The sequence below is a fragment of the Methylomonas methanica genome (assembly GCF_001644035.1).
In the GTDB taxonomy this organism is placed as follows: Bacteria; Pseudomonadota; Gammaproteobacteria; order Methylococcales; family Methylomonadaceae; genus Methylomonas; species Methylomonas methanica_A.
Genome location: NZ_LUUG01000048.1, coordinates 1 through 16,232, shown reverse-complemented (window position 1 = coordinate 16,232; position 16,232 = coordinate 1). Strand labels below are relative to the sequence as shown.

Annotated in this window: 18 protein-coding genes and 1 pseudogene; 12 read left to right on the top strand and 7 right to left on the bottom strand. The window is 45.9% G+C overall.

Translation table 11 applies throughout. The features are described 5' to 3' along the window. Positions 1-143: 143 nt before the first annotated feature. From A1332_RS03860 to A1332_RS03845, 5 genes and pseudogenes are all read right to left on the bottom strand, one after another. Complete coding sequence (locus A1332_RS03860) at positions 144-770, bottom strand: cytochrome P460 family protein (protein WP_026600370.1); 627 nt, start codon at positions 768-770, stop codon at positions 144-146. A gap of 78 nt (positions 771-848) precedes the next feature. Further along, positions 849-1,280 (bottom strand): peptide-methionine (R)-S-oxide reductase MsrB, encoded by a 432-nt coding sequence (gene msrB / locus A1332_RS03855; protein ID WP_331280429.1) that lies wholly within the window; start codon positions 1,278-1,280, stop codon positions 849-851. A 173-nt stretch (positions 1,281-1,453) separates the two neighbouring features. Beyond that, positions 1,454-1,825, bottom strand: a pseudogene (gene msrB, locus A1332_RS24630) (peptide-methionine (R)-S-oxide reductase MsrB); the annotation flags it as partial. 268 nt (positions 1,826-2,093) lie between these two features. Next, positions 2,094-2,975 (bottom strand): LysR family transcriptional regulator, encoded by an 882-nt coding sequence (locus A1332_RS03850; protein WP_026600368.1) that lies wholly within the window; start codon positions 2,973-2,975, stop codon positions 2,094-2,096. 311 nt (positions 2,976-3,286) lie between these two features. Then, positions 3,287-4,789 carry a hypothetical protein gene (locus A1332_RS03845; RefSeq protein WP_082879520.1) on the bottom strand — a complete coding sequence of 501 codons (1,503 nt, stop codon included), beginning with the start codon at positions 4,787-4,789 and terminating at the stop codon, positions 3,287-3,289. A gap of 1,461 nt (positions 4,790-6,250) precedes the next feature. On the opposite strand from A1332_RS03845, the gene A1332_RS03840 reads away from it, so the two are divergent. The 10 genes from A1332_RS03840 to A1332_RS03800 all read left to right on the top strand — a co-directional run bounded on the left by A1332_RS03840 (position 6,251) and on the right by A1332_RS03800 (position 13,256). After that, positions 6,251-6,433, top strand: coding sequence for a hypothetical protein (locus A1332_RS03840; RefSeq protein ID WP_064007246.1), 183 nt, complete (start codon positions 6,251-6,253; stop codon positions 6,431-6,433). A gap of 3 nt (positions 6,434-6,436) precedes the next feature. Further along, on the top strand, positions 6,437-6,844 hold the full coding sequence (locus A1332_RS03835) for a hypothetical protein (protein WP_064007245.1): 408 nt from the start codon (positions 6,437-6,439) through the stop codon (positions 6,842-6,844). A gap of 91 nt (positions 6,845-6,935) precedes the next feature. Then, positions 6,936-7,079 (top strand): hypothetical protein, encoded by a 144-nt coding sequence (locus A1332_RS25205; RefSeq protein WP_157203933.1) that lies wholly within the window; start codon positions 6,936-6,938, stop codon positions 7,077-7,079. A gap of 1 nt (position 7,080) precedes the next feature. Further along, complete coding sequence (locus A1332_RS03830) at positions 7,081-8,124, top strand: DNA-binding protein (RefSeq protein ID WP_064007244.1); 1,044 nt, start codon at positions 7,081-7,083, stop codon at positions 8,122-8,124. 587 nt (positions 8,125-8,711) lie between these two features. Further along, positions 8,712-9,101 carry a hypothetical protein gene (locus A1332_RS03825; protein WP_157203932.1) on the top strand — a complete coding sequence of 130 codons (390 nt, stop codon included), beginning with the start codon at positions 8,712-8,714 and terminating at the stop codon, positions 9,099-9,101. Between the two features lie 2 nt (positions 9,102-9,103). Further along, positions 9,104-9,901, top strand: a complete 798-nt coding sequence (locus tag A1332_RS03820) for a ParA family protein (protein ID WP_064007243.1) — start codon at positions 9,104-9,106, stop codon at positions 9,899-9,901. Further along, positions 9,901-11,016 (top strand): ParB/RepB/Spo0J family partition protein, encoded by a 1,116-nt coding sequence (locus A1332_RS03815; protein WP_064007242.1) that lies wholly within the window; start codon positions 9,901-9,903, stop codon positions 11,014-11,016. The genes A1332_RS03820 and A1332_RS03815 overlap by 1 nt, the downstream gene beginning before the upstream one ends. Next, complete coding sequence (locus A1332_RS03810) at positions 11,013-11,465, top strand: DUF192 domain-containing protein (RefSeq protein ID WP_064007241.1); 453 nt, start codon at positions 11,013-11,015, stop codon at positions 11,463-11,465. Before A1332_RS03815 ends, A1332_RS03810 begins: the two co-directional genes overlap by 4 nt. 178 nt (positions 11,466-11,643) lie before the next feature. Next, positions 11,644-12,186, top strand: coding sequence for a plasmid mobilization relaxosome protein MobC (locus tag A1332_RS03805; protein ID WP_064007240.1), 543 nt, complete (start codon positions 11,644-11,646; stop codon positions 12,184-12,186). Then, complete coding sequence (locus A1332_RS03800; RefSeq protein ID WP_064007239.1) at positions 12,183-13,256, top strand: relaxase/mobilization nuclease domain-containing protein; 1,074 nt, start codon at positions 12,183-12,185, stop codon at positions 13,254-13,256. Before A1332_RS03805 ends, A1332_RS03800 begins: the two co-directional genes overlap by 4 nt. Before the next feature lie 776 nt (positions 13,257-14,032). Here the strand turns inward: A1332_RS03800 and A1332_RS03790 are convergent. After that, positions 14,033-14,257, bottom strand: a complete 225-nt coding sequence (locus tag A1332_RS03790; protein WP_064007237.1) for a DUF2188 domain-containing protein — start codon at positions 14,255-14,257, stop codon at positions 14,033-14,035. Between the two features lie 23 nt (positions 14,258-14,280). Next, positions 14,281-14,589 carry a hypothetical protein gene (locus A1332_RS03785; protein ID WP_064007236.1) on the bottom strand — a complete coding sequence of 103 codons (309 nt, stop codon included), beginning with the start codon at positions 14,587-14,589 and terminating at the stop codon, positions 14,281-14,283. Between the two features lie 138 nt (positions 14,590-14,727). Here A1332_RS03785 and A1332_RS03780 point away from each other — a divergent pair, with 138 nt between their 5' ends. Then, positions 14,728-15,051 (top strand): helix-turn-helix domain-containing protein, encoded by a 324-nt coding sequence (locus tag A1332_RS03780; RefSeq protein WP_064007235.1) that lies wholly within the window; start codon positions 14,728-14,730, stop codon positions 15,049-15,051. Further along, on the top strand, positions 15,041-15,934 hold the full coding sequence (locus tag A1332_RS03775) for an ImmA/IrrE family metallo-endopeptidase (protein WP_197491387.1): 894 nt from the start codon (positions 15,041-15,043) through the stop codon (positions 15,932-15,934). The genes A1332_RS03780 and A1332_RS03775 overlap by 11 nt, the downstream gene beginning before the upstream one ends. Positions 15,935-16,232 lie beyond the last annotated feature (298 nt).

Here is a 16,232-nt window from a genome sequence, read left to right as displayed (position 1 = left end):
CCGGTCTTTCCAGGCAAAGCTAATAGTCTGCCGACCCGTCAAAGCAATGTTGGCCGGCATATCCGGATCACCCTGACGCAGCCCGAAAAATGCAATTGGGTTGTCCCAATTACACTTTCCGAGTAGCGAACTTCAGTCCTGTTTTATTTGTATGGTGCTGGTTCTAATACATCCTGATAACCGCCGGTTGCGGCTTTGCCTTTACCCTTTCCAAATTTCAAAATTGGATAGTATTGAGTAAAAACGAAGTCGTCCGCTGCTGAAGCTGCATGGCATGCATTGCACGCTGCTGTTGGCAGGGCTTCTGCCGTCTTTTTAATTGTTTTGTGATCTTCTGTGCTGAATGAAAAAAACGCCCAATTGCCCGGTTCATTCGGGAAGTTTTTTTTGCTTTTTATGGTTGCCTCCAGACCGGCAAATTCGCCGCTGAAATAACCGTTGCCGCTAACGGCCGTTTTCGAACCGACTGAAGTCATTTCTTTGATGGTGATAGTACCCTCGGGAAATGTTCCGGTTTTCTTGTAGTGAGCCCAACTGTCCGGGTCGACGTAGACGTGGTGAAACTCGGGAAACGTCGCTTTGCCGTTATTCATGTCATTGGGCGTCAAGGGTGTACCAACATATACCCATTCCCGGTATCCGGTCGGCCGTTCCAGTTTTCCGTCCTTGATCGTGAAGTACTTTTCCGCCATGACTGGGTTCGAACCCAACGCCAAAGCGACAACACCCATAACTAAACTGCTTTTTACGAATCGGTTTTGCTGTTTCATCTTCTTTTCTCCTGGTTGTGATGGTTTGAGCTGTGTCAGCCTAATTGTTTTTGCTTTTGAACACCCGAAATAAATCAATTAGTGACCGTATTGCTGTTGAAACAATGTCTCAAACTCGCCATAACCTTGCGCAGCAAGTTCCGCTCTTGGTACAAAGCGCAGGGCGGCAGAGTTGATGCAATAACGCAACCCTGTGGGCTTGGGACCATCCGAAAATACGTGGCCGAGATGAGAATTACCTTGCGCAGAACGTACTTCGACTCGGCTAACGCCAAACCAACTTCGATCCTCTTTCTGTGTGATATTTTTTGGCGCTAATGTCAGAAAAAAGCTTGGCCAACCGGTGCCCGAATCGTATTTATGTAATGAATCGAAAAGCGGCTCGCCGCTGACGATATCCACATAAATACCTTCGGCTTTGTTATCCCAAAATTCATTTTCAAACGGTTTTTCGGTTGCCCCGTTTTGTGTCACCTCGCGCTGTAATGGGGTTAGCTTCGATATATTCATCGCCCGCACGTCACTAGCGTTTTCAGCAGAAGCCATCTCAATCGCGCATAGAACCGAAGCAAATACAATCCAGAAGAACTTTTTGATAGCCATTGATTTTTTCAGCATGGTTGCAAACCTCTCACATCGACTAAGTTGTTTTAATGCGGCTTTCAGGGACTCGAATACTGTTTTTATTGGTTTTCTATTGCAAAAAAATGTTCGTATTCGCCATAACCCTGAGCCGAAAGTACAGATCGCGGCACGAAGCGTAACGCCGCCGAATTAATGCAATAGCGCAGCCCCGAAGGCTCCGGTCCGTCCGGAAAAACATGACCAAGATGCGAATTTCCCAGCGTAGACCGTACTTCGGTGCGAATCAGGCTATGACTTCGGTCAGTGACTTCCTTAATGTTTTTGGTCTCTAGAGCCTGAAAAAAACTCGGCCAACCACTACCCGAATCGTATTTGTGGAATGAGGAGAAAAGCGGTTCGCCGCTAACGACATCGACATATATCCCTTCGGCATGATGATCCCAAAATTCGTTTTCGAACGGTCGTTCGGTCGCTCAATATTGGGTAACCGCCCGTTGCAGTTTTGTCAGACAGTGGATTATGAATACTTGTTCGTTTGAGATATTCGCTGCCATCGCCCGCCTCCAAGGATCGCTTGCCGAAAAGGGAAAAGGTTAATTTTCCTGACTTCGGCAACACTCTAATGCGGAGAAATGGTTTTGAGAAATAGGGATTTGTTGAAGAACGATAAGCCGTGCTTATAGTTTGAAATGCGCCGAATTAAAAGCGGTTTGCGAAGGTTGAAATTTATATGCGGATCTATGCCTTGGGCCATTGATGGCTATTAATCTCGTTCATGAAGTAGGTCAATGCCGGTTTCCGCGTTTGATCCATGGGTACGACAAACTCGACGACGCGTGTTAACTTGGGATCGGTGACCGGCTTGCAGTCCAGGCCGGGTTGTAATACCGAATAACGAGGAATCACCGCGACGCCCATGCCGATGCGAATCAGACTTTGAATCCAATCTTCGCGCTCGCACTGAAATACAACGTTGAGATTCAATCCTTGAACCGAAAACAATTCGCGAAATTCCTTACCAAATTCGCAATGTAATCGCTCGATATACCGCTCGGCCGCGATACTGCGCACGGAGACTTCGCTTTCCCGAGCAAAGGGATGGCCTTGCGGAAAGGTAATTGCCATTTCCTCGTTAAACAGCTCGACGTGCTCCAGTCTCGGATTAGCCGGTCCGTGGCGCGCGTAGAAAGCGCCGTCGATAGCGCCGCTGAGCAATAAACCCGGAATACTCTCGTGAACGACATCGTGCAGTATAAGCTTGACCTTGGGGTGATTCATCTGAAATGTATCCAATAAATCGCAGATCATGTGCGGTCCGATGGTGCACATCACGCCAATATTGAGCTCTGAGGTTTCTCCGTTGACCACTGCCTTGGCCGTCCTTCTGACCATGTGCTGAGTACGTTCGATTTGCTCGAAATAACTTCTTAAAGATTTTCCCAGTTCCGTCAGTTCGGTTTCGCGACCATTACGCGCAATCAAATCGCCGCCCAATTCCGCTTCCAAACGCTTGATCGCCTGGGTTAGCGCGGGTTGAGTGACATAGCATTGCTCCGCCGCTTTGGTAAAGTTTAAAGTGTTGGAAAGGGCCAGAAAATAACGAATTTGATTAAAGTCCATGATTCTTGAGGTTTGAAAATGAATAAACGATTTGAGACTTAGAAAGATTATCTGATTTTTGAGCCTTGTCATGAAAGAATGAGTTTTACGCCGCTAGCTGACCGAACCAATTTTTGAATGAATATTTGGTGTAAAAAATTATCTTTGTGACTGGTTATACAGCAAGAACGGTCGGATGGGTTTTTGGATGCTGAACGGCGGCAACGGGTCGGTTGGACACAGTGACGAACGGTCGCTTTCAGGTATCGGAATTCAATGACCGCTTTCCGGCGATGAATCTGAAGACAAGACGATCCCGTGAGCACATGATCTTAAGCCTTGAAACTACGGACCCATTTATACCGGTCCGGATCTTCACGCAGCAGAAATGCCTTTAGTTTCTCTCGCTTGTCATTGTCGGCACGCAGCAAGATGCCCCGAAGGTCATGATCAATTGAGCGCTGACTGGCTCCGCGTTCTTCCGCCTTCTCATACCATTCTGACCCGGCACTGTAATTTCCCATCTCGATATTTACGGCACCCAGTAAGGTGCAGGGGCGGAAATCCTTTGGCGTCAAACCATGTGCTTGACTGCCAAGTTTTAATGCTTCATCAAAGCGACTCAAATCTCGCATCACACCGCCATGAGTTGTGCAAATAGCGGAATTCAGTTTGGGCGCCATTTTGCGTTTAGCAGGAACCGAGTTCAGCAATTCATGGGCATTTCTGGATTGTTTGCACTTTCGGTAGTGGCCACTTGCATTAACCGCGTTCCATAAGTCATTCGTTCGTTTGTATTCGGCAATATAGAACTCGGCTTCTCGCTCGTGAAAGGCCGTTTGTAGGATTTCCGTGTAGTAATCCTTGCCTTTGGTGGTAAGCCACAAAATGTCATCGTCAGAGAGGCGATTGCCGGCATCGAAGCGATTCAGAATATCCATCAGACGAGCAAAAAACTCTTTTTCGATGAACTGATCTAGGCCGTAGCGCTGCCGAAGTTTTTGATTTTTAATTTTAGCTATGTACTTTGGATCGCTCTCACGCTTCTGCCGTTCGCGCTCGTAATCGGCTTGCCGAATAGCTTCTCGGGCCTTTGCTTCCTCAATCATTCGCAGCCGTGCCGATTCTTCTTTCTGTCTTTCAATTTTAAGCGCATGTTCACGAGTGGCCTGCTCTTGAGCTGCAATCTTACGGAACGCTTCATAGGGGATTTCACCCTGCGCAAGACGGCTCAGATTAACAAGCCCTTGTTGCTGCAAGTACATTACTGCTTCCAATGGAAGTGGGCGGCCTTGGTCTAATTTTTCGAGAACATTGTTAAGGCGTGTCGCCGGGATAAATGCCCCAGGAAAGTCGTTCACGAAGTATTTGTTAGCGAGATCAATCCGGCTTTGTTCAGCAGGCACGAACTTACGTAAATCTGTCCGGTTGCGAAAATGCTGGTTTTGCATTTTAGATTTGTTCTGAGGATTACTTTCTCGCTGCTGATGTTCGCGCTCACATTCGGTCTTACGAATAGAGCCTGTGGATTTGATCTCCTCAATTCTGGAATCTTCTTTCTTCCTTACCGTTTGGGGTGAATACCCTCGCAAAACCTGTTCTCCAGAGGCAATATTGCGGAATTCTTCATACGTCATTTCGCCACGCACAAACTGCTGCAGAGCAACAAGCCCATTTTGTAGCAAGTACAACTGAGAGCTTTCTGACGGGGGACGGCCTTGTTCTATATTTTCGAGAATGTTTTGAAGGCGAGTCGCAGGGATAAAAGCCCCCGGAAGGTCGTTTACGAAATATTTTTTTGCGAGATCTGCTCGTTTTATTGAATATGCATCCATGCGCTCCGATAGCTTAATTTGGTTGCGCGGAGTGTTTCTATAGATTGATCGATTTCGCATTGTTGTTTTTAGGATTCGACTCGTAGTACGGGTATCTGGTCATCTAAGGATAGCATCCCATTATCCCAGGATAAACTGGTGCTATTTTGGATGGCTGCTTTGTAGTTCTCCAGTTCGCAGAACTGGATTTGGCTGACGGGCCGGTTTGGAAAAATGCGACCGGCAGGAATGGGTCGGCCAAGTCGCTGCTGACACTTACTTCGAAAAATTACTAGTCCAGAATACGTCCATTTTCTGGACGTTTGTCTTTCAAATATGCGCTCCACGCCGAATCTGACCTTGATAGTCCAACTATCTCGTCAACAAATCAACGTCCATATTGTTTCCTTGACGCTGAGTTTCTGGAACTGGTGTCAGTTGCAAATAATCCTGGTTTGCTGCGGATGATTGCAGGTCGGCACGAATGATTGCAGGTTCAGTTGCAAATAATCTCGGTTTGAGCGCCGGTCATTTGCATTTAATCCTGGTTGAAAAATACGCTGATTGCTGGTTTGCGCGTTTTCGATTGCAAGCCGTTACACTTAAGTATGGCGACAGATCAGTCACCGACCGCGGCCGGCACCGGGTGTTTATTGTCACCAATTTGGTCGCCGGGGTTTTAAAATCAAAAAAAACAAGACATATGCACAGATTTTCGCGTGGGGGCCTCCAATCTGCCCCCGAAAAAGCGAAAATCTGTGCATATGTCGCCCTCATCAATGGCCTTTTTTTGTTTCTTTGGGCATTTTCGCTATCGCGAAAACCGGACGCCCTTCTTGGCTCGCTATTCGCTCGGTCCTTCGGACTTATAAGCACATGCTTACAACCACCAGGCCGCCTTGCCGCGCTCAATAAGGGACGTTGCACCTTACCAGGCACAACACCCCTTAGCCGCTGGAGCTTATCCTTAAAAAGACGCAAGGCGCAGCACCGCCCTGTTTTGTACGTCGTTCGTACCTCACATTACCCGCTGAATTAATCGTTTCCACATCCATGCCCTCCTTACGTTGATGAGTTGCTTATTTCGCTGTGAACCTTTCGCCTGCACATACGGTAGACCAGCCGGGACGCATTGCAAGGGAAGGCTACGCCCGAAATCCTCACCCGTTCAGACTCGCTTACGCTCGCTTAGCTGCGGCTTCCGGTTTCGCCCTTGCAATACGCCTTATCCGTCCGGTCCTTGATACGTGCAACTACGGCGAAAGGCACTCAGCGAAGCAATGTTATCAGCACTAAAGGAGGACACCGATATGGTTCACAAACTACAAAATCAAAAGCCGGCTCAAGCATCTTGCAACGCAATGTGTGAGACGGAGCATAAAAACTAGATCAGGGCATATCTATATTTGGTGACATCAATCAAACCTGGTTCCGTGGGATCTGTCACCAAAGAGTAGCCCAAACACTTGAAAGGAGTAATCCATGAAATACCTTGATGATCTGATCGTGGCAATAGCGACGTACATTCTACGGGGTGTTCTCGCGGTCGGTGCTGGGGCTGTTTATGTCCAGTTTTTGGCGCTGTTGTTTTTAGCATCAATGTTCGGCACCGTGTCTTTCTCGGTGTTGCTGGTGGCGGCGTTCAACGCCTTATCGGGAGCGTAACTTATGACTCAGAAAAGCAAACATATCACCGAGTTGATGGCGCTGGCCAACGAGGTTAAACCGTTGATCAAGGCGTTAGCATCAGAAATGGCGGTCGTTACAACACGCATGGCCGAACTGGAAGTGCTGGGGTTAATTTATGCCTATGAATACTGGCGGAAGGATAGCGACGGTCACCCGAAATATTTCTATTTGCTATACCCGCTTAAGCAAGGCGAGCCAAGGCGGCGCAATTATATTGGCTGTGATCCGGTACGGATCGAGGCGGCTAGACAAGGCCTTGCGCGAGCAAAGGAGTATGACGCGTTGATGGTTGAACTAAGCCGTTTTGAAGGCCGAGCACAAAGCGGTTTGTTTGCTATGAAAGATGGCTTACGGCATCTTTCGAACAAAAGTAACCAGTTTTATTAGGGTTGATGCACTTTTTATCTTGCGTAGTAACAATAATAGTAATAGTATTATTACTACAACTATTATTTATTATGTCTGTGCGGAGTGAATTATGAATACAATCACCGTATCACTGTTAATAACCGCGATCAGAATTGCTGAATCTTTAGCTGAATTACAGCGAATGGTTGGCCCATGCGATCAGGAGCAGGAAAAGGCGGAAAGGCGCAATAGCAAATTTTTCAGGGGTATTTAAAATGGCTTTAAATCCAGATGTAAAAAAACGTATTTTTGACGCGGCTGACGAGCTTCATGCGACCAGTGAAACCGGAGAATATCCAAATGTCGAAGCCGTCAGACAACGTAGTCGTGCCGGCATGAACAACGTGGTTGAAGCAATGCAAGAATGGCGGCAGAACCAGCGGAAACAGGTACAGGCTGTGCGCGAGCCGTTACCGGCTAACCTACATGGTGTTTTACAGAATATGGGGCAAAGCCTTTGGGAAACAGCCCAGCAACTCGCTAACGAATCACTAGACACGGCCAGGGCGGCGTTTGAATCAGAAAAGGCTGACTTGCTTCAGTTGTCTGTTGAACAATCCGATGCCTACGAGAAGCAAGCCGCTGAGCTTGAAACTGCGCACCTTCGGATTGCAGAACTGGAACGGCTTGTAGAAGTTGCCGAAACGACCGCCCAGGCTATCGCGCAACAGCTTGAAGACGTGCAACACGCCCTACTCTCTTCCGAGCAAAAAGCAACCCTTGCCGAGCAAAAGGCCGATGAGATTGAGCATCGCGCCGCCGATCTTCGCACCGAGCTAGACCATGCTCACACAGAGGCCGACCGCTTGCGGATCGAGCGCGATAAAGCCCAGGATCGAGCCGAAGAAGCCGCAAAACAGGCCGAGAAAGCCGATGCACGCACTGAACAATTGCGCGAGGTATTAGCCTCCCAAACTGAGAAAGCCGATTCAACCATCGAGCAACTACGCGAATCGCTTACTACTCAAATAGCAAAATCCGACGCTATTATCGAACAATTGCGCACTGAGTTGACGGAAACGCGCACCAAGGCCGAAGCCTCAGACCAACTACACGCCGAACAACGGAAACGTACAGCAGAGGAAGTACACCGGAGCGCCGAACGGATGGCTAAAGCCGAAACGGAATGTGACAAGGCCCGGATGGCCGCCGCTGAAGCCCGCGAAGAAGCCGCTACATTACGCGGCCAGTTGGAGGCGACTAAAACCCAAAACGCGGCAATGTTAGCGGCATTAAAGCCCTCCCCTGCTTCTAATTAATCCGCTGCATAATCCACGCTGAATTTGTCTTGCTCCTTGCTTATTTGGCTGTGGATTACCCTGTGGACGGCTAAAGTTATCCACGCTGAAATTGTCTTGTTTTTACGCTGAAATTGTCTTGCTCTAATGTGTTGTTTTATAACGATTTTATGTTTTTTGTGCGCTGAAATTGTCTTGCTCTTACGCTGAAATTGTCTTGCGGATGTCAATCTTAAAACCCTTCTAGCCCGCGTGGCTATTGGGCTACAGCGGTTTTACAACGACGTTACCCTATATAAATAAACCTATACCTTCCTATAGCTATTCCTATATTTGCCTACGGTTTTTTGTGGATAATCCAAAATTATAAAGAATCATCTTGGCCGCTAATTGTTTTATATTTTGTTTTATTTTTAGTTATATATATGTTTTGTTACTGTTATACTTTATCTGTGGTCATTGCACCCATTTCGCACTGATTTAGCTCGTCTGTGAATTCAAAATAAGGAGAGTAGATATGCCTAGTAACGTCATTACGCCAGTATCCCAATATTGGATAGATCACGCGTTTTTTGATACCAATGGTGGATTTCAATAGAGATTTCGCCATGTCTATTACACCAGAAATTGATAACGACCTATTTGAACGTGTTTCGCTTCAATTGCGGCGTTGGTCTGATCGTTCATTAGGCGTCGCAAAAGCGTTAATTATTGATGGCGTTCCTCTTTCGGAAGCTGCTGCAAAACATGATATGTCACCCCAACAAGCTAACGTTATTCGAACACGGTTTGTTGAAAAAGCTGACAAGGTGCGCCTTCAGTCGTTTATGGATCGTGAAAAACCGAAACTTCCGAAAATAGAACTTGAGTCGTTTAAACCTGAAATACAGACGCTACACGAAAAGGGTTACACGGTTGAGCAAATCATTACTTTTCTTGCTGAAAATAATGTCACTGCATCGGCCACCACCATTCGAAATTTTTTAAAGGGGAACTGAGCATGAAAACGCTTGTGTTAGCAAATCAAAAAGGCGGTGTTGGCAAATCCGCCGTTGTTGTTCAATTGGCCTATTTTTTTAACCTCGTTATGAAAAAACGTGTTTTGGTCATTGATCTTGACCATCAACGAAATACGTCGAAAGCAATTCGCACCGGGGCAATCGCCGCTGTTTCGCAACTAACGGCAAGCCGCCTATTATCAACAAGGATCGACGGCAGCGAAGTAGAAAACGCTGAATTTGTCTTGATTTCGGCTGATAACGCCGAACTGCTTCGCATGGAAAAGCAAGCCGACAAACACAACGGCTTTGCCACTAACTTGCAATCGTTTCTAAAAACTGTTGATGGACAGTTCGACGTTTGCATCATAGATACAAATCCTAATCCAGACATTCGCCAGCTTGCGGCGCTAGTCGTGAGTAACTATGTTCTGTCTCCTTTGCAGTTGAATCAGGAAGCTATCGACGGTATCGGCGATCTTCTCAATCATGACAATATAGGCATTCGGAAGATTCAGGCCACCTTGAACCCTACCCTTCAGCTAATTGGTATTTTACCGAATCTTGTTGAACCAACACCTTTCCAACGGGATAACTTTCGCGATTTATCTACCCACTTCGCGAAGCTGCTAATTCCAATGGCGACAGGTTTCGCGGCAATCAAGAAATCAACCGCTATACCTGAATCGCAAGCCGTTGGCTTGCCAATTTGGAAGCTTGGGAAAACTTCTGGCCGTGATGCCTGGGCGCAAATCAGGCCGGTTTTCGAACAAATCGCAACTACTATGGGAGTTATATAATGGCCCTTGATCTATCTGCATTAGAAGACAAACCAGAGGTGAAGCCCCAACATGTGGCACATACTGGTAAACCCTTAGATATTCCGTTGGCGGATATTGAGGAAGACCCCGATCAACCGCGTATCGAGTTTTCCGAAGAATCCATGAAACAAATGACGGAGAGCATTAAGAAAAAAGGCGTTAAGACGCCTGTGTCTGTCCGACCTCACCCACACCAACCGGGTAAATGGATTCTTAACTATGGTGCTCGCCGTTATCGTGGTTCTGTTGCTGCCGGGAAAGATACTATTCCCGCTTTCGTCGATGCTTTACATGATGATTACGACCAGGTAATTGAAAATATACAGCGCGAAAACTTGACCCCTATGGAACTTGCTCTTTTTTTGAAAAAGATGATAGACAAGGGAGAAAAGCAGGTTGTTATTGCGAAAGAACTTTCGAAAACTAAATCGTACATTGCTGAGCATCTTGCGTTAATCGATCCGCCCGCTTGTGTTGAAGAAATTTATAATGCTGGTAAATGCATGTCCGCCCGAACGCTTTATGATTTACGGACACTACACGATAAATACCCTGAGCAGGTCGATAAATGGTGTGCAGACGGGGCGGATATTACCCGACGTTCTGTTTCTGAATTGGCCGCCGAATTAAGTGGTAAGAAAAAGTTCGTTAGTCCTATTAGTCAGCCGTCCGGTGAAGAAGGCGGAAAAAGTGAAGGGGTTGTCTTGACAGGTGTTAATGCCGAAAAAGTTCGTCATGACGAACTTTCTTCGTCAGGTGGCACTGAACAGCCGGGTGGCTTAATTATCAAAGGCGACGGCGACGCTAAGCCGGGAAAGTCCAAAAAGGTCGAAACCGATAATGACGACGACCAGGGCGGCAACGATCATGGGGAGCTTACTAGCTGGCCGAAAGGAAGAGCGATTTCCGATCCGCAACGGATGAACAAGCCGTTATTGCTTGTTGAGTATGACGGCCGTTCCGCGGCGGTGATTTTAAATAAGCGGCCATCTACACCGGGTTTATTGCATATCCGATATGAAGACGGCGGCGGTGATGCTGAAGTAGACGCCGCCCAATGCAAGATAAATCTGCTCACGGATACTGACAAATGAAAAGGTGGCAACTAACGGCTATAGTTTTTTTACTTTTGCCGTTCGTTGGTGTGTGTGGGGGAGCACACACGGCCGTTTCTGGTACCTGTGATCTTTTTTTCTCAGGTGGCATTTCTATTGAGTCTATACCGGTAGCCTCTACCGTTGAGCGACGGAGTAAGGGTTTGTCTGGCCGTGAATTTGTGGGCTATGGGATGTTATTTACTTGGGCTGATTCTGAACCACGGGCTTTTACTATGCGTGGTGTACGATTTCCCTTGTCGGTTGGATTCTTGTCTGATGATGGTACCTTGTTTTCGATTGAGCACATGGAAGCCGCCAGTGATAAGTTTTATTTATCTATGCTGCCGGCATCAGATGCAATTGAATTGTCCTTCGGCCAATTTGAAAGAGTTGGCCTTGTTGTCGGTTCTAAACTTATACGGCGAGAGTGTAAGGTTTCTGGGTGAAAGGGAACCGTTGGAGGCGACCGCCTAAAGGCGGTTTTTTTGGCTGATTTCGTTCGTCATGACGAACTTATTGTAATGGTGTGGATTATTGCAGGATAGGCTAAACGCCGGTATAATACGCGCGTACTTCGCGCTTTTTTCACTCCACACTTACTGTTATTGCCATTGGAAGCTTGTTATGGAGAAAGAGAACCCATATTTGAACGTATACCTTGGTTCATTAAAGAAGCCTTGGAGTGACTACTGTGAGTCTTTGGGTAAGAAGCCAGGCGCAGCCTTGAAGGAAGCGATTGAGCAGCAGCTAGAAAAAGCAAAAAAACTTCCGACGCCTAAACCCTATCGACAAACCAGGGAATCACCAGAAGGCGAACCCAAGGTAAGATTTGAAATATTGCTAACTAAGTCTGAGAAGGTGGCCGTTCAAGAACGGGCGAACCTTGAACGCTGTTCTCAACGTAGATGGATAGTTGACGCCATTCGTGCAGGCCTCACGCATGAACCGCAGTTCGGCATGAAGGAAGTTGAAGCGCTGGGTGAATCAAATTATCAATTATTGTCGATTGGTCGTAACTTAAACCAAGTCGCCAAGCGATTAAACGAAGGGCGGCTTGAACCCGTTACCGTGGAAACGATAGAACAGCTTCGAACACGTATCGACAAACATATCGATGTCGTTAGTTCTGCCATTCGTGCAAGCCTTGAAAGGTGGAACGTCGAATGACTATAAACAGTGACGGAATCTTTAAGGATTGGGGCGAACGGGTAGATTATTCGCCTGTTAATGGGCGTAAGGGTAAAAACATCCGGAGCGGCAAGAACGCGGATTCAAAGCCCGAAAAACCGAGTGGGCCCGCGACGCGTGAAAAGCTCGCGCGGACCACTAAACGAGTGCCGGAGGTTATGGTAAAAATTACCGGCGGCGGCAAGAACATGAAGCACATCGAGGCGAGTATTGAATACATTTCGCGAGATGGAGAGATAGAAATCGAAGATGAGAACGGCGATCTACATCAAGGCCTTGATGGTGTAAAGGATGTCCGTGACGCGTGGGCAAGGGGGCGTATCGGCATACCCGAAGAAGGTCAAAAGCGTAAAGAAGCCTTCAATATCATTCTGTCTATGCCGCCAGGTACCGATAGAGAATCAGTTAAGGATTCCGCCCGCGCATTTGCTGCCGCGCAATTTCGCAATCATCAATATGTTTTTGCATCACATGAGGATGAAAGACATCCACATGTTCACTTGATCGTTAAAGCGGTGGCCCATGATGGTATTCGCTTGAATCCAAGGAAGGCCGATTTACAGTTGTGGCGGGTACGGTTCGCCGAACAGTTAAGAGAGAGAGGGATAGAGGCCAATGCAACACCACGCCGGGCGCGAGGGGTAATTAAGAAGGCCGAGAAACAAGCTGTACACAATATCGACTTAGAATTTGAGCAAGGCAAACGTGATTCGCCTTCACTAATTACCAAGGCGCGAAAACAAGCCGCCGAACAAGAGGTAAAAACGGATAAAAGGCGTAACAACCCAATTCAAGACAATTTCAGCGCAGCAAGGAAGGGCGTGGAAAAGGTTTATGGGCAGATCGCCAGAACGCTTAGTAAGGGTGATACCGAAGATAAGGCATTGGCGTTGCAGATCGTTGATTTTGTAAAGCAGATGCCGCCCGTTGTTACTAAACATCAGCAGCTTGTTGATGATTTGCGGGCGACTGAAGCGCGTAAAAAGGCGGTAAAAACAAATGAGGTTGAGCAGGGTAGGGCGGAACCAAGGGATGAAAGGACGCGATGACAATGCTTGTCCTTGATCTTCCAGACAATACCTATGGCGTTCTTGTTGAGAATGACAAGGACGCTCGAAGCCTATTATGGCTAGTGAATGAGATAGGGGAGGACAGGCTTATTACGAGTGTTGAGAAATACAACAAACGGTATCCGGATTCACAGCCGTTTGTATCTACAGTGCTTAAATGGTACCGCTTAAAGGTACCCGTAAGCGTTTATTCAGATCGTCAAGGGAGTTCAACATGAACCTAAAGAATTTCCTACTCGCTAGGCAAGCAATGAAACGTTGGGTAAGTAGTCATTGATTGGCGGCCATCGACAGAAGTTAACAAAAAATGTTGCACAAAGGGTAAGATTTGCAACATGCTGCCGACATCATAAAATCAAGGTCTTGCATGTTGCAAATGGCAGTAGAAAAATAGAACGCAGTTTCATAGAAAATAGCGAACAGGACGGTTGTCGATTAGATAGTTCGACACAAAATATCTAATTAGCAGCACTAACAGAGCATACTATTAGTTGCCATTTTATACTTCCAAGGCCTGGTTTGTGTTGATGATGATTTTGAGGTGGCAGCGTATGTCCTTTTGCGATGCCAATTTCATCACCACAAGTTACGCATTTGTAAATTCCTGGGTCTGGTGTTGACGCACCTGGTGAGTATGTTTTGTCAAAGTTAGCGTGTTGTGAGTGTTGAAGGAGATTTCCATTTTTGTAAAGTGCCATAGTATTTCCTTTTCGTAATGAAATTAATTAGATCGTCTGCTATCAGAAGCTAAACAATTAGCCTTTTGGAGGATATGGATCATTTCCGTAAGAGTTTTTTTCGCGGATGCGACCGTTTTGCCCATGAATTAAAAGCTCAGACTTTTGATTTTGAGCAATTTCTTTGCCACGATTAATAGCTTCGGCTTGAGTCGAATGTATCGATGTTGCCTTGCTATTTCCTGCACCTTTTACTGCCCAATCATCGCCGTGTGGAACAACATGTTGATTTTTTTTAGTCATTTTCGTTTCCTATTAAATATCAGTTAAGACGATAGCCCTAGTTTGTCTATAGTCCATTTAGTACCAGCAGCTTTAAGCATTTCAGACCAATTAAGGTAACTGGTGTTGTTGCCGATAAATAGATCCCACTCAATATCAGGAATAGCCTTAAAGGCTTCATCGTTGTTGACTTCGAACCCGCTTGCCTCAAAAAGCTCTTCTACAGAAGTGAAGCTTGAACAGGAAGCCATGAAAGACGGTGTAAGCATTTCCGTAAGAGGAACACTTTGCTGACCATCAATTGCCTTAAGCTTATTTTGAAGCTCTTTTAACCCTTTAATTTCAAATGTCATGTTGATTGCCCTTAATAAAATGAGCGGTTACGGTAAAAAGTTCGGTATATAGGTATTTCGTATAACACTATACAGTATTTTGTTGCCAGGTACAAAAAATATTGCTACTCTGAACTTATTTTATGAGGAATTACCCTTATGGCCACGATATTGGGTGAAAAAATACGTGCGGAACGTAAGCGTTTAAAGCTCACGCTTGATGAGCTTGCTGAAAAAACCGGTTCAAGTAAAAGTTACATTTGGGAGTTGGAGAACCGTCCAGTTGTAAGGCCATCAGCCGAAAAAATCTCTAGAATTGCTGATGTGTTCGGAGTTACCGTAGAATTTCTTTTGGATGATGAAAAGCAGACGTTGACAGAATCAGATGTAAACCAAGTGTTTTTTCGCCGTGTTACTCAGCTTGACGCAACTAAGAGAGCGCAACTTGAAAAATTTCTAAATGCAATTGACGATGATGAGTAATCCAAAAACACCTTCAGCTTGGGGAATTGAGTTATCCAAACTTTGGATGGTGTGCGGTCAAAATTTCCCTGTTGATGTAAAACAAATTGCTCCAGAAGTTACTAAAACGAGATTTCCAGATGAACCTGTAGGAATAATTAAAGCGCACGGAATTACTGGTATTGATGGAATGCTATCTAAACGAAAAAAAGGTGATTGGTGTATTTCTTATGATGATACTGTCCCTGTTCCGGGGCGAATCAACTTTACCCTTGGACATGAGTTTGGACATTATCTTTTGCACCGAAAATTGCGTGAAGAATTTCAGTGCGGTCAAGGTGATATGCTGGACTATGAAAGTACAGAATCGAAACAACTTGAATCGGAAGCGAACAAGTTTGCGTCTTATTTATTGATGCCAATAAATGATTTTAAAGAACAAATCCAAGGACAGGCTGTTACTCTTGATTTGTTAGGCCATTGTGCTGAACGTTATGGAACCTCATTTACCGCTACTGCACTAAAGTGGCTTGAATTCACGGAAAAAGCCGCTTTATTGGTAGTAGCTCGTGATGATTTTATTTGTTGGTCTTATCCCAGTAAGCTTGCAAGAAAAAGGGGGGCGTATTTGCAACCAGGTACGCCAGTGCCACAATCTGCGCTTGACCGATTAAATTATATTGACACAAAACGAGTAAATCAAAGTTATCGAGTCTCGCAAGGTATTTGGCATTCAGAAATGGAAGCAGAGGAATCCGTAATTATTTCTGATAATTTTGATTTAGCCATTTTTTTGGTACAGTTCCCAACAGCGAAACGAATAATTGAACACGAGGAAGAGGAGATTCAGGATACATTCACTGTTTTGTCAAACAGAGCACAAGGGTTTAATTGGTCAAAATGAAAGGTCTAGTTTTGCTCTATCATTCTGTTCAAAAATGGAGAACATTATTATAAATAAGTTACTTGGTAAACAATAGGTAGAATCTTATTACAAATAATGTTGTTAATTTCCTTAACCATACGAGTGGCCGCTTTCCGACCATGACACGAATAAAACATGGTGTAAATCCACTATCGGCCAAGAGGCCCGCACCTTGCTGTCGTTGTCACTAACAGCAAGGCCTTCAGATGTCTTAATGGGAGAGGCTTGCTTACTGTGCGCTGATATTGGCAGAAAGACCGGCTTATTCGGTCAAGGG